Below are 19,193 nucleotides of genomic sequence, written 5' to 3'. Positions count from 1 at the left end.
CTGGGGCTAGAGGCTAAAGCGCATAGACCCGATTAACTTTCCCTTTATGCTTGACCGCTTCAAGACATAAAGAGCCTATTTAAATACTCAGTCTAAAGACCAAGCTTTCATTGCGCCCGAAGCATAAATTAAGATTTATGTTCTGGCAAATCTTTTAGCCATTTTTCCTGCTGTTTGGTCAGTTCCACTTGTTCAACCAGTTCAGGTCGACGTTCAAGTGTACGCTGATAACGTTGCAAAAAACGCCATTTTTCAATATTTGCATGATGACCTGATTTCAATACCTCAGGCACATCCAAACCTTCAAAATGGTCAGGCTTTGTATATTGCGGGCAGTCTAACAGACCATCCACAAAGGAGTCTTGCACATGGGATTGTTCATCAGACATGGCACCCGGAAGTCTCCGGATAATACTGTCTAATAACACCATCGCAGGCAGTTCACCGCCCGATAACACGTAATCCCCAATCGACCATTCCTGATCGACATATTTCTGGATTAAACGTTCATCGACACCTTCATAACGGCCACACAGCACAATTAATCCGTCATATTGAACAAATTCTTGTACAGCGGGTTCATTTAAGGTTTGACCTTGTGGTGACATATACACCACCGGTACGTTGACCGCACCTGCTTCATGAGCAAGTTCTTTGGCACGGCGGATTGCTTTTGCCAGTGGCTCAGCCATCATCACCATACCGGGACCACCACCAAATGGACGTTCATCCACCCGTTTGTAGTTACCCTCAGCATAATCGCGAGGATTGATACAATGAATTTGCATCAAATCACGTTGTGCTGCGCGCCCGCTAATACCGAAACGTGTAATCGCTTCAAACATTTCAGGAAAAAGCGTAATGACTGCAAAAAACATCGCAGACTCCCGTATTTCCAAAAATATTAGTAATCTACGCCCCAATTGACGTAAATACGACCCGCTTCGAGATCAACGCGTTGTACCACATCTTTATGCCATGGAATCATACGCTCTTCACCATCGACGCTATCGGCAGTTGCGCGAACCACCATCACGTCATTGGCACCTGTTTCAAACAGTTCATGGATTTGACCGAGATTAATTTCCTGTTCGTCATCATCCAAGCCTAACACCGTTAAGCCTTTTAAATCTGACCAGTAATACTCGTCCACACCTGGTTGAGGCAGTTGCGATTTTGAAATCCAGATATTTGCGCCAACCAAGTTGTCTGCTGCGGTGCGATCACTCACACCTTTTAAGCTGACCACCAAGCCTTTGCCATGTGGTTTCCAACGTTTTACATCAACCATTTGCCAACCTGCTTTGGTTTCAATGTACCAAGGCAGGTAGTCAAATATGTTGCTCATAGGTTCTGTGTTGGAATAGACCCAGAGCCACCCATTTAATCCATAAGCTGAACGTAACTGTCCAATCTGAATACGATCTTCGGGCACATTCTGTGTTGGTGTCATGGGCTACCTACGACTTAATTTCTAAAAATTATGCAGCAGCTGCAGCTTTTTTCGCTTGAGCAGCTAAAGAAGCAACACGTTCAGACGGTTGAGCACCTTGAGAAACCCAGTGAGCAAAACGGTCAGCATCTAAACGAAGTTTTTCTGCTTTACCCTGAGCTGTTGGGTTGAAGAAACCGATACGTTCGATGAAACGACCGTCACGCGCATTGCGGCTGTCAGTTACAACGATTTGATAGAATGGACGCTTTTTAGCACCACCACGAGTAAGACGAATAACTACCATGATACAACCTTATAGTTTTTACGGATTATCCCTGTACCGACCATCGATACATTTCAAACCCCTTTCATAGAGGGCAGTATTTTACGCGAAGTTTGCCCTGAATGAAAGATCAAAAAATGGTTGGCTACAATTTTGGGTTTATTTACCGTCCCATGGCTCACATGCACCGGAAGTTTTCTCCCAGCACTGTTTGCCTGTGCTATCTAACGTTATTGCACCAGTACCTTGTAATTTTCCAGTAGGCACCGGAGTTGCTGTGAGTGTCCATGTCTGATCATTATTGGCAAGCACTAAACCTAGAGCATAATTATTCTTTACGTCATCGGGTACATTCGTTGTAATAAATGCTGCTGTCGATGCATCTTTATAACTTCCGTGTGCAACTTTGTATGCTGATAACTGTTGCGCAATATCTAACATCACACTTTGAGCTTCAACGCGTTTGGTTCTTTCTTGGTAACCCGTATAGCTTGGATAAGCAATTGCAGCCAAAATACCAATTATGATCACAACAATCATTAATTCAATGAGCGTAAAACCTTGTTTATATGATTTCATTTGACTCCTCATTGGCAATTAACTGGTACTGTACAAGAAGTATCAGACCATTCACATGTTGCCCCCTGACTATTCGATGCATAATTTTTATATAAACTTGAATCATCTAAGGCCTGATTAACACAAGACTTTATTGACCATTTTCTTAACTCTGAAGTGACAGTAGTTGTATAAACATGTTTTGTTCCTGCATTTGCTGTCACACTTTTTCCATTCATACCTTCATAACTAAAGTTACGTGACTTCTCTTTCTCAAGCTCAAGACTCAAAGCAGCAATTTGTTGTAATGCAAGCTTTTCATTACCTTTACGCACATAAGCTTGATAGCTAGGCAGCGCTATAGCTGCCACAATTGCCAAGATGACAACAACGATCATGAGCTCTATTAAAGTGAATCCTTTAATATTTTTCATCATTAGTCACCACCAGAATTAATTGGTAAATATTCAAACCATCGTTTAGGTATCAATTTGTCAGACACCGTATATTCTGGTGGCTTAGGATCAATATCCTTATTAAAAATTAAGGTTCTATTAGTAGCTGTTGAGCGACCAGTACCAAATGTTAAACCTATAATACCTGAACCTAAATCTCCAATTTTCTCAGGGTTGGTGGATGTAGTCGTTCCAAAACAAGTTTTATCACCATAAGGCAGGCAAAATTTGTAAGCTGAACTACTACCTACAATCCCGCCAGTACATTCTGTTGCATCCCCATCTTTAGCAGTACTTTCATCAGGATTAAAAAGTGAATAGTACAAATCATTGTCTAATGCTATACCTTCTTCCATTGCTCTTACTTGATGCTTCGCATCTTTACCTACTTTAGGCATTGGAAAAAACCAGCCTTTATGAGTACCTTTATTAAAGCTACCAGTACCACTTATATCGTGCATCGAATCTAGGGTAATTAATGTAGGAGTACCTATTGGACTAGACGTCACAGTATCATCTTTAATTGCAACAACATAATCTTGAGGATAAGACGTGCCCGTGTCTAATGGACTACTACGATCACCTGAAGCCAAGGTCACCATTGCAAAGCGTTTACCGTTATCATCTTTATGAATGGTAAAGGTCGGAGCCTCATAGAAACGTCTTGGAGATTTACCAGTGGTATTTAGGTCTGCTATTTTGTTTGCTTGATATACTAGGTTACTACTCGCGGCACTTGAACCCAACTTTGAATTAAAATCAATACGGAAAACCTGTCCACCCAAATCACCCATATACAAGTGATCTGTAATACCATCACCATTACGGTCGACCGCTTTCACACGTGATGGAATACTATGTGTCATTGCTTTAATTTCTGTAGACTCAATAGCACCACCTTTAGAAGTGGCATTACTACTTCCCCACCACAACAAAGTACCCGCTTTAGTATTGGTATCCAAATCTTCAGCAGCAAAGATATAGATTCCATTTCCTTTAACAGTTCCACTTAATTCAGTGTTACTCAGCTGTTTTTCATATAAGCGATCATAGCCACCCCCTACAATCATGGCTAACTTTTTTTGTCCTTTCCAAGGAATATAAGTAATGACTGGTTTCGACCAACTTTCTCCCATATAAGACAAAGCTCCAGTCGTATGATCATCCGGTTTAATAGCAAATAGAAGTTTTGGTTTACCAGAAGTCTTACCCAGATCTGTTAAATCCAGTGCATAATAACTTCTACCACCCATACGAAGACCACCATAAGCATATTGCTTTTTGGCTGTCATAATTTCTTTGTCGTCTTCAAAGATATACTCGTATTCAGTATGTGCAACCCACGGTCCATCAATTCCGTAGAAAAATTTATCAGTATTAGCCGTTGTAAAACGATCCAATGCAAGTGATTCAGCAAATCCTTTTTCTTGTGGATTATTTGTGCGTGTTAAAAACTCACTCGGTAAAAAACTAAAAACTTCTTTACCATTATCTGCGTTTACAACTTGAACTAAGCCTTGCGTGGTACCTGCTAAAATATAGTCTTCTCTTGTAGTAACCCCATATTCACCATCTTTTTCCTCAAACACGCCTTTTTGCGTCAACATAATTGGCGTTGAGTGAATCACTGAACCCATTTGGAAATCTTTAGTATTAGTTTTAGTTTGCAGATAGCTGAGTTGCTCATTGTATGATTTACTCGCCAACGCATCGAAATCACTTTGGGTGAGTTTTGAATACCCCAATAACCCATATAAATAGTGTTTTTTATTTTCTAAAGTTTCACTACCTTTAAGAACATCGGCCACTGCATGCTTTAGATCATTACCGTTATTAACCCCAATATCTAAATAGACATTCCGATTAAAACCCAAATTTCCAGATGTGATTAATGGCTTATGATGAACTTTAAGTTTACTTAATAAACCACCCCATGCCATATAAACATCATCAGAGCTACCATTCGCTTCAAACCAATAATCGCTTAACTTTTCTTGTATTTTTCCATCTTTAAATACAGGCTTATCTGATTGATCTACAACTGTACCCGTACTCGTTTTAACTGCAAACTTTTTAAGGTTACCTGCCCATAATTGCTCTTTACCACCAGCAATTGGCTTAAACATCGGGAAATATGAATAATTTTGGAGTCGTGTAGAATCTAAAGCATCGACAGGGATAGTATTGGTTCCCATTGTAGCACCTTCGATTGGTACCGAAACATCACTCACAAACTGATTAATACTACTTACAATGTCTTCAGCAGATTGTGCATTATAAAAACCACCCTGACCGTACTGCCTATTTTTCGTGCCCCATAAACACAAACCCTTTTCTGGATGGTCATAAACGTTACAGTTAAAATTTCCATTTTTTGCATAATCACTCGATAGATAATATTCTCCACCAAAGCCTACGGTTGCTGTTTTAATTAATTTTGCATGGTTATATAAATCTTGAGCTTTACCAGCAACACGTTGCCAATAGTCTGTAAGCTCGGAATCGCTCACCTTTTCACTTTCGAATAAATTGGTTGATGATGGATCAGGCTGCCCATCTGTTAGAAAATAGATTCCATTACCACTACAAGAAGGTTTTGCATTACTTAAAGCATTTCCTGCTGTCATTTTATTAGCAGCTTCACGATATGCACCCGCAATCGGTGTACCACCATTAGGTCTTAGTGCCTCCACAAGTTTTGAGATTTTTACCTTACCATCTTCATTCATCGATGTAAAATCTAGTATTGTTTTTATTCCTCCATTAGAACTAGAACCAGTATATTGGCCTAGGGCAAAATTATGACTCTCTGTAGTATTTTCAGAATTAATTAATTGAAAAAAGCCTTTTTTCAAATTCGCCAATCGTGTCAAACAATTATAGCCTTTTGCTCCAGTAGAAACAGGTTCACATATTTGCTTAATCTTATTTAAGTAATTTTTATCTTTGGCATTTGACTCATCCAACCAAGACTCATCTATTTGACAATAAGCTTCGCCCTTATAAGCATAAATATAATTATTTTCTATTAAATTTTTATCAAGTATTTGATAGTCATGACAAATATTTTTTGTGTTTTCACACTTATTTGCCATAACTTCAAATTCATCCGATCGACTATATCGAGTAGCCCCGATAAAGGGATAAATCTCTTGTCTCGTTCGCTGATAACTCCCATTTCCAGAACCTACAAATTCATAATTATCACCACTTTCCTTATATTGACCTTTTCCAGGGCCTACATAATCAAAAGCAGCCCATCTAACACTATCACCACCCCACGTCCGTTTAATATAGTTTCGTCCCTCTTCTCTTTCTAGTTTGCAGCTTATATGAGAGATATTAGCAGTATGCTTATAATCATTAACTACACGAACTTCCCCCATGCTTCCTGACACATCAAGCATATAATAAATATTAATCGCTCCTGTTCCACCCGCCTGATAAATATCAATATCGGACGCTGAGATTTGAGTAGGAATACCACTTAAAATTAAAGCTGTCACTGATGCAGATAAAGCCGATACTTTAAATTGCATCCATTTTTTTTTCATCTGTGTGCTATTTTTCATAACGGCTCTCCTATGAGCTTGCTGGAGCAACATATTTCTTAATAAACTGTCCTAAATTGTATTCTGCGACTTGAGTTTTATAAGGCACACTTGCACCACTTAAGCACTCTGAAACTGTTTGCAAGTCAGAACTAGAATCATCGATATAACTTAAGTTTTGCATACACATGTTAATAGTTTCATCTTTGGCAGAACTAAGTGTAGGCATAACAGTCGTGGAGGTAATCACTACACGTAATGTATCCTCTAACTTTGCATTTTCAATATCAGTCCCAATTTGATAATGCGCAAATGGTTCATCCTCAGGATATCCGGATATGCGTACAGCAATTTGAGTCATCGCAGCACCACGACCACTCACAAAGTCAGATTTCGAATCATTAACTTGGCAGAAACCCATATTTGAAGAACCACCTACATGTTCTATTTTGAGCTTTTCTGTACTGCCATCCAATTCAGAATAGACTAAACTCACTTTGCCTAATTGATAGAATTTGCTTGAACTACCACGATAACAAAGTACTAATTCCTTATTGCGGTTATCCGTCATCTTTGGAAAACCCAATAGACCTGTACCCATCAATTGGCTTTGAATAAATTCTAGGTTTTCAATATGATAAAACGATGCGTCATTATTTTGATCCATAATATTATTGGCTTGACTATTGGTCGCAATTCTTAGACCAAACATACCGCCACGCATAGCCATGACACCAATAATGGTGAGTAAGATAACAACCACCATAACAACTACAATCGTTGAACCCTGTTGACTGGCTTTATTCATAGCTCTTCTCCCAATCCATTGCGTAAAGCAATGGTTCGTTCAACAGGAATCCAAACATATTTTGTCTTCACCGTGTTTGGCTTTGTTATTGAATAAGGTTTACTAAATATCTCGTAGCTGAGCTTTTCTTCCGAATTAGCACTAATACTATCTAAAGAACGTGCCAAGATACCTATCTGCAAAGAAACAGCTTTAGATGTATTAGGTTCGTCAGCAAATTCACCTAAAGTTTTATATGACAAATTATTATCTTTATCTTTAACACCTATACGCACTTTAAAAAGATCAACTCCTTTCATAATAATTTGACCTTTACCATCTAAGCTAGATAACGCAACACCCTCTTTATATTTTCCTGCATCACATGCTAAAACATAATCATGTGTCGCGCCGTTATCATCACGTCTTACAAAGTAGCGTTGAACAACAACATCATTTGCACTGATCGTATTTCCTTCACAATCATATTCTTTAGATTGATCTGGTTTATATTGAATAACCAATACGTCACTTTTATCAGCTATAAAAGATGATTTAACCCCCTCGCCAGAAACATTTGTACTCGCAGCTCCGGTCAGATAGTTGGTGTTTTTTACAATTAAACCAGATACTTGATTTGGCTTAATTTCAGTGAATGTCAGATTGAGGTTTGTAAGCTTAATATCATCAGCAACGTAATTAATACCTATATTTGCATTATCTTGTAGCCCTTGAATAGACTCTTGAAATGCTAAACTACGTTGCCCAGACAGCAACATCTGAAAAGCCGCCCCGACAATAATGAGGCCAAGTACCAGAGATACCATAAGCTCAACAAGTGTGAAACCTAGATGAGATTTATTCATTGAATGCCTCCACCACTACACACTTGGCATCAGACTTATATGCAAATTTAGCAGTTTCAGTGCAAGAACCAGGCTTAGCATCTGTCTCGCCCCAAGCAACATAAATACATTGACGCCCATTTGTCGTTTCTGGACATTTATAGACTCCTATATTCATACCTCTAGCGGCCGCCAACTCATGCATTTCATTCCAATCCTTACCTGCAAATGTATCTCCAGAACATGACCCTTTAAAACAATTCGTATAAGAGGTACGACTCACATACATCCGCTCAGATAAATTCCGAGCTATATTGACAGCTTCAACACGACTTAAAGATTCGGATGCCATTTCCAAGGTTCGATATTGCAAGGCAACAAATCCCATAGCAGCGATTGCAAGAATGACTAAAGAAGTAATAATTTCAATTAAGCCCACACCTTTTTGACTACTTATCATTCACTCAACCTCAAGAACAACTGTTACTAGTTGAAAGTATTCCCAATTTTTCTATTTTTAATGCTTTAGTGCGCTCACCATCAACATCTGAAATACTCAAACATGCTCCATCTGAGGTATCAGCCAAACCGTTACTGTAAAAAATTATTTTTTTATTACGCATATTAAAATTGAATTTAGAACTATCAATATCTACAAAAATCGTATTAATAGCATTTGAACTTGGTGTACTAAATGAAACAATCATAGGTTTATTTTGCAACCGTGCTTCTGTACGTGCTTCTGCGAGTGCTAATTTAATTTTATTTTCCTGTTCTTTAAGCTGTTGATTCTTTCTAAAGTTATTCATTGAAGGCGCTGCCATCATCGCCACAATCGCCAGCACCGCAATCGTGACCATCAACTCAATTAAGGTAAATCCCTGACTTTTTCGCATGCTCTCCCCCTAGGCAAAAATGTTGGCCCAGTTAAAATCATACTTATTAAAGTTACAAAAACTACACAGAACAGATAAAAGGCACAAAAAAGCAGATGACTGTCATATCACAATCATCTGCTTATTTTTAAAAGAAAAATTAGATTGTTATCTATTTCTCAGTTTAAGCCTGAGTTACAGGAATACGTAACTCTTTCGGTAAACTAAAGGTAATGTTCTCTTCACGACCGGCAAGCTCGGCAGGGGCGGTTGCCCCCCAGTCCTGCAAACGCTGAATCACCTGTTTAATTAAAATTTCCGGAGCAGACGCACCGGCAGTCACGCCAATTTTTGTTTCAGGATTAAACCAGGCCTGATCCAGCTGATCGGCATTATCGACCAGATACGCCTGTTTACCCATGCGTTCGGCCAGTTCACGTAAACGGTTCGAATTCGACGAGTTTGGCGACCCGACCACCAGCACTACATCACACTGACTGGCTAAATCACGCACCGCATCTTGACGGTTCTGGGTGGCATAACAGATATCATCTTTACGCGGCCCCTGAATCTGCGGGAATTTCTGGCGCAAGGCATCAATCACTTTGGCGGTATCATCAATCGACAGCGTGGTTTGCGTAACAAATGCGACTTTTTCAGGATGACGCACGCTTAAAGCCGCAACATCTTCTTCATCTTCCACCAGATAAATTTCACCGCCATTTTTCTTGTCATATTGACCCATGGTGCCTTCCACTTCAGGATGGCCTTCATGTCCAATTAAAATCGCTTCAACCCCTTCGCGGGCATATTTGGTCACTTCAATATGTACCTTAGTCACCAGCGGACAGGTGGCATCAAACACTTTCAGGCCACGGCGTTCCGCTTCCTGCTGGACGGCTTTTGACACGCCATGGGCACTAAAAATCACGATATTGTCGTCTGGCACTTCATCCAGCTCATCTACAAAAATCGCACCGCGCTGACGTAAATCATCCACCACAAACTTGTTATGCACCACTTCATGACGCACATAAATTGGTGGATTAAAGCATTCAAGGGCACGATTCACAATTGCAATTGCACGGTCCACACCCGCACAAAAACCACGTGGATTAGCCAATACAATTTCCATAGAACCCTCGATATTCATTTCAACTTTTGCAGACAGATGCGAAATTAATGCAAACAAATAGATGCTTAACTATTTTGTTTAAGCCAGCTCTGCTCTAAAATAGAGAAGATATTTTATCATATCAGGAAAAATATCATGTCGGGTCTCTTGTTTGTCGTTTCTGCAGCTTCAGGAACAGGCAAAACATCCCTTGTTAAAGCCCTGCTTGAACGTGTCAACAATCTGCACGTTTCTGTTTCCCACACGACCCGTGGTCAACGTCCTGGCGAACTGGACGGCGTTCATTACCATTTCACCCAGAAACAGGATTTTATCGACCTGGTGCAACAAGGCGGTTTTATTGAATATGCCGAAGTCTTTGGCAATTATTATGGAACAGCCCAAGCCACAGTCAAAGAACAACTGGCCAAAGGTCACGATGTCCTGCTAGAGATTGACTGGCAAGGTGCGCAGCAGGTGCGCAAACTTTTTCCTGAATCGAAACAGATTTTTATTTTACCGCCAAGCCAGTTTGACTTGCGCCAGCGCCTGTCCAATCGCGGCACCGATGCTGTCGATGTGATTGAACATCGCTTAAGCTGTGCGGTAGAAGATATGCAGCAATATGTCAACTTTGACTATGTGATTATCAATGATGACTTCAATAAAGCACTGCATGACCTAGAAGCCGTGATTATTGCCAACCGTCTGGTGTTAAGCCAGCAGGCCAACCGTCACCAGGAGCTGATCCAGAAGCTGATTACCCCTACAGCACCCTGATTAAAACTTGAGTCTTCAGACAAAGCACCTTATACTGCACAGTCTGTTTAAATTTACCATTCAAACGAGAACTCTTATGGCACGCGTCACCGTTGAAGATTGTTTAGACCATGTAGACAACCGCTTTGAGCTTGTACTAGTGGCAAGCAAACGCGCGCGTCAATTGGCACGTCAAGGAATTGAACCTACCGTTGAGTGGGACAACGACAAACCTACCGTTGTTGCTTTACGTGAAATTGCAGAAGGCCACGTTTCTAAAGACATTTTGAAACAACGAGATCAGGACTACCAAGCCTCTAGCCTTGACCTTGCACTTTCAGCAAATAACTTGAATTTAGATGGTTTTTCTTTCCAATAAGAAAATACATCCTGAAAAAGCCTAGTTTTTTACTAGGCTTTTTTATTATTTGAACTTTAATATTTGCGCAATAACCGTTATAACATAAGCATCGGAACTCGTAATTACAACGAGCTTTTATTTCGATATTTTCGGTGAAAAAAATTGACAAGTCATGCAATATGTTTTTCATTAGAAGATCAGTTTTTGTGATTGTTACGAGCATTGTAGTTAAAGGTGGTATATGCCAGGCGCAGAGGTCAGCCAAGCCAAACAGCAACTAAATATGATTATCGACGCTTACTTGAGTGAAAGCGATAGCGAGCGCGTGCTTGCGGCCTGTGACTATGCCGATCTGGCGCATGATGGCGTAACCCGTAAAAGCGGCGAGCCTTATATTCTGCATCCGATTGCGGTCAGCTGCATTCTGGCACATATGCGTCTGGATGCCGAAACCCTGATGGCGGCACTGCTGCATGATGTGATTGAAGATACCGAATTTAGCAAAGAAGATATTACTGAAAAATTTGGTCGGACCGTGGCCGAACTGGTCGATGGCGTGACCAAACTCAGCCATTCCAGCGATAAAGAATACAATAAAGCCGCGTCCTTCCGTAAAATTCTGCAAGCGACCCTGCAAGACCCGCGTGTGATCATTATTAAACTGGCTGACCGCTATCACAATATGACCACACTAGATGCCTTGCGCCCAGACAAACGTGCCCGCATTGCCCAGGAAACCTTTGATATTTTTGTGCCGATGGCGCGTATTGTCGGCATGAATGAAATGGCCGACAACCTGGAACATCTGTGCTACCAGAATCTTGATCTGGATATGTTCAATAATGTTCAGGCTGCCCTGCTAGAAACCAAGCCGAAACGCTGTGAATATCAGGCCAAATGGGAAAAGAACCTGGCCGAGCTGCTGCAATATCATCAGATTAGCGGCCGGATTAAAAAGAAAAATAACAATATCGAACTGCTTCGCTATTTCGTTAAAAATGACATCGACCTGCAAGAGCTGACTCACAGCCACGCCTTTGAAATTATTCTGCAAAGCATTGCCGACTGTGACCGCTTAGCCGATATTTTACGTGAACATTTTCAGGTGCTGCATTTTGCCGATCATATTCGCCGGCCCTTACCGGGGGGCAACCAGTCGCTGATGCTGCGCCTGAAAGGTGAAGAAACCACCTTATCCTTAACCATTCAAACCGAGCTGATGCGTAAAGCAGCCCGTTTTGGCGTGGTTCTCGGTGAGAATGCACCGCAAGCCTGCCGCTCGGCGATTCAGGCCTCGATGCAAAACCTAAACGTGCTGATTGATGGCGCCTGTGCCAAAACCACCTTTAGCGAGCTGCTGGATTATCTGCATCAGGAAAAAATCTGGGTTTATACCCCGCATGGTCATCTGCATGAATTACCGCAAGGTGCTACCGCGGTTGATTTTGCCTATTCAGCCAGCCTGTTCCTGGGGAACCATGCCGTCGGTGCCAAAATTAATGGAGAAATCAAACCGCTATCGACCCCGCTGACCAGCGGTCAGGTGGTGGAAGTGATTACCGATGTTTTAGCGACACCAAACCCGGACTGGCTCAGCTTTATTAATACCCAAAAAGCGCGCCGTGCCCTGCAAAACATTCTGCGTGATCAGGATATTGATGAGCAGCGTCTGGTGGGTGAGCAGGCCCTTAACCGTGCCTTAAAACTGTTTAACTGTTCGATTAAAGATTTAAGCGAAGACGACTGGATTAACCTGTTGCAATGGCGTCATATCGACAGTAAAGAACGCCTGTTCGAACAGATTGCAGTCGGTGACCTGTTACCCCAACTGGTGGCCAACCATCTTTATTCACAGGACAGCAACTCGGAAGTTTCGGATCGTCTGATTCAGGGCACCGAAGGCATTGATGTTAAATATGCGCATTGCTGTAATCCGGTACTGGGTGATCCGATTCAAGGCCATTTATCCCGCCGGGGTTTAATTGTGCATCGTGCGCGTTGCCATAACCTGCTGCATGAACAGCATCTGCATCCGGAAAATATCATGCCGCTACAGTGGAACTCGGATGATGTCGATGACGTCAGCTTCACCGCCTATTTATGCATTGATATTGAAATGAATGATGAACAGATTTCTGACCTGATCTATCAATGCCGTAAAGCCAAGACAGGGGTGGAAATGGTCCGTAGCCACGATGCCAAAACCTATGTCAATATTGTGGTGAATAACCGTAAGCAGATTGCCCAGATTATTCGCGACCTGCGTATGCATTTTGGCTTCCCGCGGATTATCCGTCTGGAACTGCCGCCCAATATTGCTGAAACATCCAAAGCCTGTTAATCATGATACGATAGTCCCGGGCCTGCCCGGCTAATCGTTTATGCTGTCCATACTTATAAAAGGAGAAATCGATGTCCCGCCAAGTGATCCATACTGAAAATGCGCCTGCTGCCATTGGTACATACTCTCAAGCCATTTTAGTTGGCAATACCGTGTACCTGTCAGGACAGATTGGCCTTGATCCTTACAGCATGGAACTGGTTGAAGGCATTGAAGCGCAAATCCGCCGTGTTTTTGACAACCTGAAAGCCGTCTGTGAAGCCGCAGGTGGCACGCTGGCTGATATTGCCAAACTGAACATCTACCTGACCGATTTATCTAATTTCCAGTTGGTGAACCAGATTATGGGTGAATATTTTGCCCAGCCATATCCAGCACGCGCCGCTTTAGGTGTGGCCAGCCTGCCCAAAGGTGCACTGGTTGAAATGGATGGCGTGGTGATTATTAATCAATAACTTAGTTGTACAAAAAAGATACCATCGATAAGATGGTATTTTTTTATTCAAAAACCCAATCACAACAAATGAATTTTCAAATGATTTTTATTGACAAACGATAATAATTATCAATAATAACACTTATCTTATTTCAATTATTGTGGTTGCATTCATGTACGTTTGCTTATGCCGTGGTATTACAGATCAAGACATTAAAGACGCCGTAGCGAATGGTGCTGAAAGCTATCGTGAAATTCGTGACCTGCTGGATCTGGGAACCTGCTGTGGCCGCTGTGCCCCTGAAGCACGTGCCATTATTAGCGATGAGGTGGCCGAACTTGCTGGCCGTCTCGCAGTTGCTGCCTAATTCCAATAAGAATAAATCCTTCGGTCCGTGGGCCGACTCTCCTCCCCCGCTTCTGACTCAAGCGGGTTTTTATTGCCCGACCAGGCATTGCTGCCGAATCACATTGATGACGATTTTCATTTGCTGTTCAATAAATTACTCGCCATCCTGCATCATCTTGTTTAAGATAAAGCTCTAGATTGCCTTAAAACTGTTTAGGGCAGAAATTGTGAGATGGAGTAGTGCAATGAAAGGCAATCGTGAGGTGATTAATCAGCTGAATCAGGAGCTGTATCATCATTTAACGGCGATTAACCAGTATTTTTTACATTCGCGCATGTTTAATGACTGGGGCATTGAGCAACTCGGTTCGGCGGAATATAAAGAATCAATTCGTCAGATGAAACATGCCGATAAAATTATCGAGCGGATTTTATTTCTAGAAGGTCTGCCAAATCTGCAACATCTGGGCAAACTGTATATTGGTCAGCACACCGTTGAAGTGCTGAACTGTGATGTCCGTAAAGTCAAAGAAAATATTGAAGCCATTCAGAAAGCCGTCGTTTTGGCTGAACAGGAAATGGATTATGTGACCCGTGATCTGGTTCAGGAAATTCTGGAAAAAGAAGAAGAATATCTGGACTGGGCAACCACGCAACTGGATTTAACTGAATCTGTCGGTATTGAAAACTATATTCAAAGTCAACTCTAAGTTCAATTAAAAAGATGAAGCGTACAAAAAAGACCGGAGTTCCGGTCTTTTTTATGGATTGAGCAATGTGTTTCAAATCCCAAACAGCAGCCTTAAAAATCAGCAGATAATTTACGGCTCTTTGCTGATTTCTGCCCCATCCAGCAAGCTGTCATAATCCACCTCGACCTTTCGCAAAGTCTTTAACAGCTCCAGCTGCTGTTTGGCTTCGGCTTCATAGCCATTAAATGCCAGCACCCGGGCATATTTAAGCAGGTCATACTGGGTTGGATAATTCAGCACAATCTCATGAATCTGCTGTAATTGCTCTGGGCTTTGCTGGCTATACGGATTCAGACGAATCCAGGCAATGCGGCGGTTAAACTCCTCGAGCAGATAAATCTGATCCTGATTGGTGATTTTTTCCGGTGTCTTTTCATAACGCACCGATTGATTCAGCTTTGGCACCATCACTTCATAATCACGATAAATCAGCAGCAGCAGGACTAAGCCCACGCCAAAGCTAACCCGCATGAATATTGGCGATAACTGCACGCCAGCATTTGGACGTTGCGATTGTACAATTCCCAAGATAAAACCGGCGGGCAGCAGAAAATAGGCATAGTTCTGCGGGAATTCCAGCATGGCATGAATCAGGAAGGCACCGAGCATCAACAGGCCAATCACTGAAACAGTTGAATTCACCTGCCGATGTAGCTGATAACCCCAATAGGCCAGATAAGCCAACAAAGGCAAGCCAATCAGCAGACCATTCCAGAGCAGCAGATCGAGCACCACATTGTGGGCGCTACGAATCCATACCGGTCCCTGAAAAAATTCACTAATCGTCGTGTAAGCGACACTAGTCTGATGCCAGCCATAACCAAACCAGGGCTGATGGCCTATTGCATGCAGCATTTGCTCCCAGATTGCCAGCCGTGACATATCACCGGTAGCGCGCTGTACCACATCACGAGACTGTACCGCTATATCTGCGCTTTGAGAGAGTAGCTGACTTACGGAAGGTGCAATAAAGATTAAACCGACAAAAGTGGTAAACCAGAGCGCGCTATAGAACCATTTCAGGCGGATATAGCCTTGGTACTGCTGATAACCGAGATAGGCCAAAATACACAGCGAGGCGACCCAAGAGGTACGCGATTGACTCAGCACCACCCCGCTTAAGATCACCAAACCAGTTGCAACCAAAAGTGCTGTTTTCAGTTTTTGTTTTTCATACAGATATAAACAGGCCATTAAGGACATGACCAGAAAGGTTGCCATATTGTTCGGCTGAGCAAAGTTGGCATAAGGACGCTGGCCGGTACGAATATCGACCATAAACGGGAAATACTGGTCGATGGTGAGCCATTGGCAAATGGCCATGAGACCAGTGATCGTGCCGACACCTAAAAAGACGAAACTCAAACCTGTAAATATTTTTTCTCGCTGCGCAGCATCTACGGTCAGGTTATAACCCAGTACAATTGCCAGCCAAAAACCAAAAATATACAGGCTGCTAAATAGGGCTTTGTCAAAAAAGAATAGCAAACCACAGGCCCATTGAATAAATGGGACAGCGGTTAAGGCCAGTAAAGGCAGGCTGATTTTAGGTATCTGTAATTTTTCTTTAAACAGGCAGGCTGCAAGGGTAAACAGAGCAAAAAATGCGTAAAGTTCGCCTGTATAAGTGACCCACGGACGGTAGTGAATGGGCAATAACCATGCAAGGGAGATGAGGATGGCAGCCAAAAATAGCAATGCAGATTTCATAGGAAAAATAGACCAAAAAACTGGCTCTATCTTATATTTTTTTAAGCAAGATGATAGTGCTTTGTGTGGCAAGTTTGATTGGAATTCTGCCAGTTTTAAAATGGGATGATCACATGAGGAATACTTAAATTCCCCATTTTTAACTTATGAAATTATTTCCACGGTCTTAGGTCTACTATTTTGATGATAGATGCGGATTCTTTATTGACTAAAACGACCATATCTACTGCATTGGCTTTTAAGGGTAACCAAGCATCTGCTTTTGGATATTTTGCTAAAGTTTTTAAAATAGCTAAAAAAAACGCATCAGATTTGATGCGTTTTTTTATTTATTAAACAATTATTTAGCATAACCAGCAGTAACACATCCACCTGAGTAGTTCCACTCTAAACGTTGACCTGCAACAGTAGGTGTTAGAGTACAAGTATCATTAGTAGCATCAATACCTTTATAAGCATTTGGAGTAGCTACAATCGCTGCTGTCTCCTCAGTAATCTCGATTTTATTCAATGCTTTATTAGTTAAACCCGATGGTAATGTTTCACCAATTTCTGCCGCAGTATCACATGAAGCTAAAGCTGATTCCTGTGCATAACATACATCAATAGCTGATTTAACAGCAGCCATTGCTGTTGTTACTTCTGAGTAAGCAGCTTTTTTCATATAGTTTTGATAAGCTGGCAACGCAATCGCAGCCAAAATACCAATGATCGCTACAACGATCATTAATTCAATTAAGGTAAAACCTTTTTGAGCGTTCATAACATTCTCCACAAATGTTTTGTTAATTTTTTATAAGCTTTATAAGCTATTTTGTATATAGCACTATATGTGCCAACTTTTATTATAAATATATTTAAAGAAAAAACAGCCATTTATGGATAAAAAATTTTCACTTTATTTTTTTAATGTATTTTTATGTAAAAAAGTGACACTTAGTGTCACATATTTACAACATTAACCTAAAATAATCGGCTTGTTCCCCAGCTCATTGGCTTCATCCTGAATTTTTCGGTCATAAAAACCATCCAAAATCATACCAATTTCTTTCACCCCCAAGATCACTGCTTGCTGATATTCTCTTTGCGCTAGGCCATACACCATTTTCTGACAAATCTCATCCCAGACTTGCTGCTCGGTGGCATGCTTAATACCACGGTCAATCACAATCTCGACTTTACGCTCACACAGGTTTAAATAAAGCAGTACACCACTGTTATATTCTGTATCCCAAACACCTAGCTCAGCAAACAGCTGCCGTGCGCGGGTACGCGTATCCTGATAATAAGCCAAACGCGAAGGCAGACAGCCTTCAATCACCACCTGAATTTCACCAATATGACCATGCTCGGCTTCTGTGACTGCTTGCGCAATTGCATACTGATCCTGCTGGTTAAAAAAGCGTTTGGTGGCTGGCATATAGAAAAAGTGCTTAAACCAGCGCTTTAAACTGGGTTGACTCAACTCCTGAGTTTTCGGCTGGGTAATAATTTCGGTTGTATCTGTTGTGGTTACCATGATCCTGATGCCCCTCCCCCGCCGAAGCCGCCGCCTCCGCCGCTATATCCACCGCCTCCACCAAAGCCACCGCCTCCGCCGCCACGACCAGCCGAGGCCAAGAAAATATGAAAAATCGCTTGGGCCAGTGCGGTAATGAGTAAAAAGAAAATCCCAAGCCCCATTAATAAACTGGTGAATATGCCCACACCATTGACCAGCCCCGCCACCGTAGCCGCCACCGCAGCGGTTGAGGCGCTGAGACGTTTACCGACAATATAAGAGCCAATCACCCCGGCAATTAAAATAAAAATCACCGTATTAAAGGTTTTTTCCCGTGCCTGCTGCTCACGCAGTGCCTGTTGCTGGCGTTCTTGTAGCTCTTTAGCCGCATTAGCCGCCACTTCTGGGTCCAGATTCAAAATACGTTCAATTTCGGCCAGACCGGCTTCAATACCGCTGGCATATTGCGCTTGCTTAAAATACGGGGTGATCTGGTTGTTGATAATCCGGCCCAGCACAATATCGGGTAGTACCCCTTCCAGACCATAACCGGTTAAAATCTGAATACGTCGATCATTCACTGCAATTGCCATCAACAAGCCATTGTCATATTTGGCCGATCCCAATTGCCAGCGTTCTGCAACGCGCATGGCAAAATCAAAAATATCTTCCTGACCGGTGGTCGGGACAATCACCACCCCAATTTGTGCTTTGCCTTGCTGATGCAGCGCTAAAATCCGCTGGCTTATCGCCTGTTTCTGCGCTGCACTCAGCAAATTGGCCTGATCAATCACCGGCTCATTTAAAGTCGGCAAGCCGCGGATGGACTCCCCTTCTGCCATATCATTGGCGATCGCCGGTTGTTCAACACTTGCCTCAGATGCAGCGACTGCCTGACTCTGATGACGAGCATTGGCCTCACGTTGCTGTTCCTGAATGATACGCGCCGCCGCCAGGTCATCTGCTGAGCCGCTAGCAGCGGTATCTGCCAGACTGAGTGAACTGAGCAATAGTGCACAGCACAACAGCAGGCTGTGCAGTATCCACCGGATGAGAGCAGTAATTGAATCAGGCATGATCC

Annotated in this window: 22 protein-coding genes and 1 pseudogene; 7 read left to right on the top strand and 16 right to left on the bottom strand. The window is 42.2% G+C overall.

The window, feature by feature from the left end; genetic code table 11:
- Nucleotides 1-128: 128 nt before the first annotated feature.
- The 11 genes from trmD to ispH all read right to left on the bottom strand — a co-directional run bounded on the left by trmD (nucleotide 129) and on the right by ispH (nucleotide 9,924).
- Nucleotides 129-878, bottom strand: a complete 750-nt coding sequence (gene trmD / locus FTT68_RS07090) for a tRNA (guanosine(37)-N1)-methyltransferase TrmD (protein WP_180175260.1) — start codon at nucleotides 876-878, stop codon at nucleotides 129-131.
- Between the two features lie 26 nt (nucleotides 879-904).
- Nucleotides 905-1,453 carry a ribosome maturation factor RimM gene (gene rimM / locus FTT68_RS07085; RefSeq protein ID WP_180175259.1) on the bottom strand — a complete coding sequence of 183 codons (549 nt, stop codon included), beginning with the start codon at nucleotides 1,451-1,453 and terminating at the stop codon, nucleotides 905-907.
- Between the two features lie 28 nt (nucleotides 1,454-1,481).
- Nucleotides 1,482-1,739: a 30S ribosomal protein S16 gene (gene rpsP, locus FTT68_RS07080; RefSeq protein WP_131260619.1), complete on the bottom strand. Its 258-nt coding sequence runs from the start codon at nucleotides 1,737-1,739 to the stop codon at nucleotides 1,482-1,484.
- Between the two features lie 138 nt (nucleotides 1,740-1,877).
- Nucleotides 1,878-2,297 carry a type IV pilin protein gene (locus FTT68_RS07075; RefSeq protein ID WP_166138009.1) on the bottom strand — a complete coding sequence of 140 codons (420 nt, stop codon included), beginning with the start codon at nucleotides 2,295-2,297 and terminating at the stop codon, nucleotides 1,878-1,880.
- Nucleotides 2,298-2,305: 8 nt separating this feature from the next.
- The gene (locus FTT68_RS07070; RefSeq protein ID WP_180175265.1) at nucleotides 2,306-2,710 is read right to left on the bottom strand and encodes a type IV pilin protein; all 405 of its coding nucleotides are present in this window, start codon (nucleotides 2,708-2,710) and stop codon (nucleotides 2,306-2,308) included.
- Between the two features lie 2 nt (nucleotides 2,711-2,712).
- A complete protein-coding gene (locus tag FTT68_RS07065) occupies nucleotides 2,713-6,303 on the bottom strand; it encodes a PilC/PilY family type IV pilus protein (protein ID WP_180175258.1) in 3,591 nt (1,196 codons plus the stop codon).
- 10 nt (nucleotides 6,304-6,313) lie between these two features.
- A complete protein-coding gene (locus tag FTT68_RS07060) occupies nucleotides 6,314-7,090 on the bottom strand; it encodes a hypothetical protein (protein ID WP_180175257.1) in 777 nt (258 codons plus the stop codon).
- Nucleotides 7,087-7,935, bottom strand: a complete 849-nt coding sequence (locus FTT68_RS07055) for a PilW family protein (protein WP_180175256.1) — start codon at nucleotides 7,933-7,935, stop codon at nucleotides 7,087-7,089. Before FTT68_RS07055 ends, FTT68_RS07060 begins: the two co-directional genes overlap by 4 nt.
- The gene (locus FTT68_RS07050; protein ID WP_179992164.1) at nucleotides 7,928-8,374 is read right to left on the bottom strand and encodes a prepilin-type N-terminal cleavage/methylation domain-containing protein; all 447 of its coding nucleotides are present in this window, start codon (nucleotides 8,372-8,374) and stop codon (nucleotides 7,928-7,930) included. Before FTT68_RS07050 ends, FTT68_RS07055 begins: the two co-directional genes overlap by 8 nt.
- Nucleotides 8,375-8,384: 10 nt before the next feature.
- Complete coding sequence (locus FTT68_RS07045; protein WP_180175255.1) at nucleotides 8,385-8,810, bottom strand: Tfp pilus assembly protein FimT/FimU; 426 nt, start codon at nucleotides 8,808-8,810, stop codon at nucleotides 8,385-8,387.
- Between the two features lie 163 nt (nucleotides 8,811-8,973).
- Nucleotides 8,974-9,924 carry a 4-hydroxy-3-methylbut-2-enyl diphosphate reductase gene (gene ispH, locus FTT68_RS07040; RefSeq protein ID WP_045795274.1) on the bottom strand — a complete coding sequence of 317 codons (951 nt, stop codon included), beginning with the start codon at nucleotides 9,922-9,924 and terminating at the stop codon, nucleotides 8,974-8,976.
- A gap of 135 nt (nucleotides 9,925-10,059) precedes the next feature.
- Here ispH and gmk point away from each other — a divergent pair, with 135 nt between their 5' ends.
- From gmk to bfr, 6 genes are all read left to right on the top strand, one after another.
- Nucleotides 10,060-10,683 carry a guanylate kinase gene (gmk, locus tag FTT68_RS07035; RefSeq protein ID WP_045795273.1) on the top strand — a complete coding sequence of 208 codons (624 nt, stop codon included), beginning with the start codon at nucleotides 10,060-10,062 and terminating at the stop codon, nucleotides 10,681-10,683.
- Nucleotides 10,684-10,759: 76 nt separating this feature from the next.
- Nucleotides 10,760-11,041, top strand: a complete 282-nt coding sequence (gene rpoZ / locus FTT68_RS07030; RefSeq protein ID WP_005013174.1) for a DNA-directed RNA polymerase subunit omega — start codon at nucleotides 10,760-10,762, stop codon at nucleotides 11,039-11,041.
- Between the two features lie 223 nt (nucleotides 11,042-11,264).
- Nucleotides 11,265-13,364, top strand: coding sequence for a bifunctional (p)ppGpp synthetase/guanosine-3',5'-bis(diphosphate) 3'-pyrophosphohydrolase (locus tag FTT68_RS07025; protein WP_180175254.1), 2,100 nt, complete (start codon nucleotides 11,265-11,267; stop codon nucleotides 13,362-13,364).
- 71 nt (nucleotides 13,365-13,435) lie between these two features.
- A complete protein-coding gene (locus FTT68_RS07020) occupies nucleotides 13,436-13,819 on the top strand; it encodes a RidA family protein (protein ID WP_005180461.1) in 384 nt (127 codons plus the stop codon).
- A gap of 154 nt (nucleotides 13,820-13,973) precedes the next feature.
- Entirely contained in the window at nucleotides 13,974-14,168 is a 195-nt protein-coding gene (locus FTT68_RS07015) for a bacterioferritin-associated ferredoxin (RefSeq protein WP_034597991.1), read from the top strand.
- 226 nt (nucleotides 14,169-14,394) lie between these two features.
- Nucleotides 14,395-14,859: a bacterioferritin gene (gene bfr / locus FTT68_RS07010; RefSeq protein ID WP_180175253.1), complete on the top strand. Its 465-nt coding sequence runs from the start codon at nucleotides 14,395-14,397 to the stop codon at nucleotides 14,857-14,859.
- A gap of 111 nt (nucleotides 14,860-14,970) precedes the next feature.
- On the opposite strand, the gene FTT68_RS07005 is transcribed toward bfr, so the two are convergent.
- Nucleotides 14,971-16,611 carry a PglL family O-oligosaccharyltransferase gene (locus tag FTT68_RS07005; protein ID WP_180175252.1) on the bottom strand — a complete coding sequence of 547 codons (1,641 nt, stop codon included), beginning with the start codon at nucleotides 16,609-16,611 and terminating at the stop codon, nucleotides 14,971-14,973.
- Between FTT68_RS07005 and FTT68_RS07000 the strand changes: the two genes are divergently transcribed.
- Nucleotides 16,580-16,720 (top strand): hypothetical protein, encoded by a 141-nt coding sequence (locus FTT68_RS07000; RefSeq protein WP_180175241.1) that lies wholly within the window; start codon nucleotides 16,580-16,582, stop codon nucleotides 16,718-16,720. The two genes, FTT68_RS07005 and FTT68_RS07000, sit on opposite strands and share 32 nt — an antisense overlap.
- A 43-nt stretch (nucleotides 16,721-16,763) precedes the next feature.
- Here the strand turns inward: FTT68_RS07000 and FTT68_RS14060 are convergent.
- The 4 genes and pseudogenes from FTT68_RS14060 to FTT68_RS06985 form a co-directional block, all read right to left on the bottom strand.
- Nucleotides 16,764-16,895 (bottom strand): annotated as a pseudogene (locus tag FTT68_RS14060) (type IV pilin accessory protein); the annotation flags it as partial.
- Nucleotides 16,896-16,951: 56 nt separating this feature from the next.
- Nucleotides 16,952-17,374 carry a prepilin-type N-terminal cleavage/methylation domain-containing protein gene (locus FTT68_RS06995; protein ID WP_180175251.1) on the bottom strand — a complete coding sequence of 141 codons (423 nt, stop codon included), beginning with the start codon at nucleotides 17,372-17,374 and terminating at the stop codon, nucleotides 16,952-16,954.
- 195 nt (nucleotides 17,375-17,569) lie between these two features.
- Entirely contained in the window at nucleotides 17,570-18,130 is a 561-nt protein-coding gene (locus FTT68_RS06990) for a TPM domain-containing protein (protein WP_104487965.1), read from the bottom strand.
- A complete protein-coding gene (locus FTT68_RS06985; protein ID WP_180175250.1) occupies nucleotides 18,124-19,188 on the bottom strand; it encodes a YgcG family protein in 1,065 nt (354 codons plus the stop codon). The genes FTT68_RS06990 and FTT68_RS06985 overlap by 7 nt, the downstream gene beginning before the upstream one ends.
- Nucleotides 19,189-19,193 lie beyond the last annotated feature (5 nt).

This window comes from Acinetobacter sp. Q85-2 (assembly GCF_013420555.1).
Classification (GTDB): domain Bacteria; phylum Pseudomonadota; class Gammaproteobacteria; order Pseudomonadales; family Moraxellaceae; genus Acinetobacter; species Acinetobacter indicus.
The sequence above is the reverse complement of the archived record's forward strand: the minus strand, read 5'-3'. Positions and strand labels throughout refer to the sequence as shown.

Excerpts from the sequence above, each read along its gene's own strand:
- ispH (WP_045795274.1), bottom strand. The coding sequence starts at position 9,924 with ATGGAAATTGTATTGGCTAATCCACGTGGTTTTTGTGCGGGTGTGGAC.
- FTT68_RS07025 (WP_180175254.1), top strand. The coding sequence starts at position 11,265 with ATGCCAGGCGCAGAGGTCAGCCAAGCCAAACAGCAACTAAATATGATT.
- FTT68_RS07000 (WP_180175241.1), top strand. The coding sequence starts at position 16,580 with ATGGCAGCCAAAAATAGCAATGCAGATTTCATAGGAAAAATAGACCAA.
- FTT68_RS06995 (WP_180175251.1), bottom strand. The coding sequence starts at position 17,374 with ATGAACGCTCAAAAAGGTTTTACCTTAATTGAATTAATGATCGTTGTA.
- FTT68_RS07050 (WP_179992164.1), bottom strand. The coding sequence starts at position 8,374 with ATGATAAGTAGTCAAAAAGGTGTGGGCTTAATTGAAATTATTACTTCT.
- FTT68_RS07060 (WP_180175257.1), bottom strand. The coding sequence starts at position 7,090 with ATGAATAAAGCCAGTCAACAGGGTTCAACGATTGTAGTTGTTATGGTG.
- FTT68_RS06985 (WP_180175250.1), bottom strand. The coding sequence starts at position 19,188 with ATGCCTGATTCAATTACTGCTCTCATCCGGTGGATACTGCACAGCCTG.
- FTT68_RS07005 (WP_180175252.1), bottom strand. The coding sequence starts at position 16,611 with ATGAAATCTGCATTGCTATTTTTGGCTGCCATCCTCATCTCCCTTGCA.
- bfr (WP_180175253.1), top strand. The coding sequence starts at position 14,395 with ATGAAAGGCAATCGTGAGGTGATTAATCAGCTGAATCAGGAGCTGTAT.
- rimM (WP_180175259.1), bottom strand. The coding sequence starts at position 1,453 with ATGACACCAACACAGAATGTGCCCGAAGATCGTATTCAGATTGGACAG.
- FTT68_RS07045 (WP_180175255.1), bottom strand. The coding sequence starts at position 8,810 with ATGCGAAAAAGTCAGGGATTTACCTTAATTGAGTTGATGGTCACGATT.
- FTT68_RS06990 (WP_104487965.1), bottom strand. The coding sequence starts at position 18,130 with ATGGTAACCACAACAGATACAACCGAAATTATTACCCAGCCGAAAACT.
- FTT68_RS07020 (WP_005180461.1), top strand. The coding sequence starts at position 13,436 with ATGTCCCGCCAAGTGATCCATACTGAAAATGCGCCTGCTGCCATTGGT.
- trmD (WP_180175260.1), bottom strand. The coding sequence starts at position 878 with ATGTTTTTTGCAGTCATTACGCTTTTTCCTGAAATGTTTGAAGCGATT.
- FTT68_RS07015 (WP_034597991.1), top strand. The coding sequence starts at position 13,974 with ATGTACGTTTGCTTATGCCGTGGTATTACAGATCAAGACATTAAAGAC.
- FTT68_RS07075 (WP_166138009.1), bottom strand. The coding sequence starts at position 2,297 with ATGAAATCATATAAACAAGGTTTTACGCTCATTGAATTAATGATTGTT.
- gmk (WP_045795273.1), top strand. The coding sequence starts at position 10,060 with ATGTCGGGTCTCTTGTTTGTCGTTTCTGCAGCTTCAGGAACAGGCAAA.
- rpoZ (WP_005013174.1), top strand. The coding sequence starts at position 10,760 with ATGGCACGCGTCACCGTTGAAGATTGTTTAGACCATGTAGACAACCGC.
- rpsP (WP_131260619.1), bottom strand. The coding sequence starts at position 1,739 with ATGGTAGTTATTCGTCTTACTCGTGGTGGTGCTAAAAAGCGTCCATTC.
- FTT68_RS07055 (WP_180175256.1), bottom strand. The coding sequence starts at position 7,935 with ATGAATAAATCTCATCTAGGTTTCACACTTGTTGAGCTTATGGTATCT.
- FTT68_RS07065 (WP_180175258.1), bottom strand. The coding sequence starts at position 6,303 with ATGAAAAATAGCACACAGATGAAAAAAAAATGGATGCAATTTAAAGTA.
- FTT68_RS07070 (WP_180175265.1), bottom strand. The coding sequence starts at position 2,710 with ATGAAAAATATTAAAGGATTCACTTTAATAGAGCTCATGATCGTTGTT.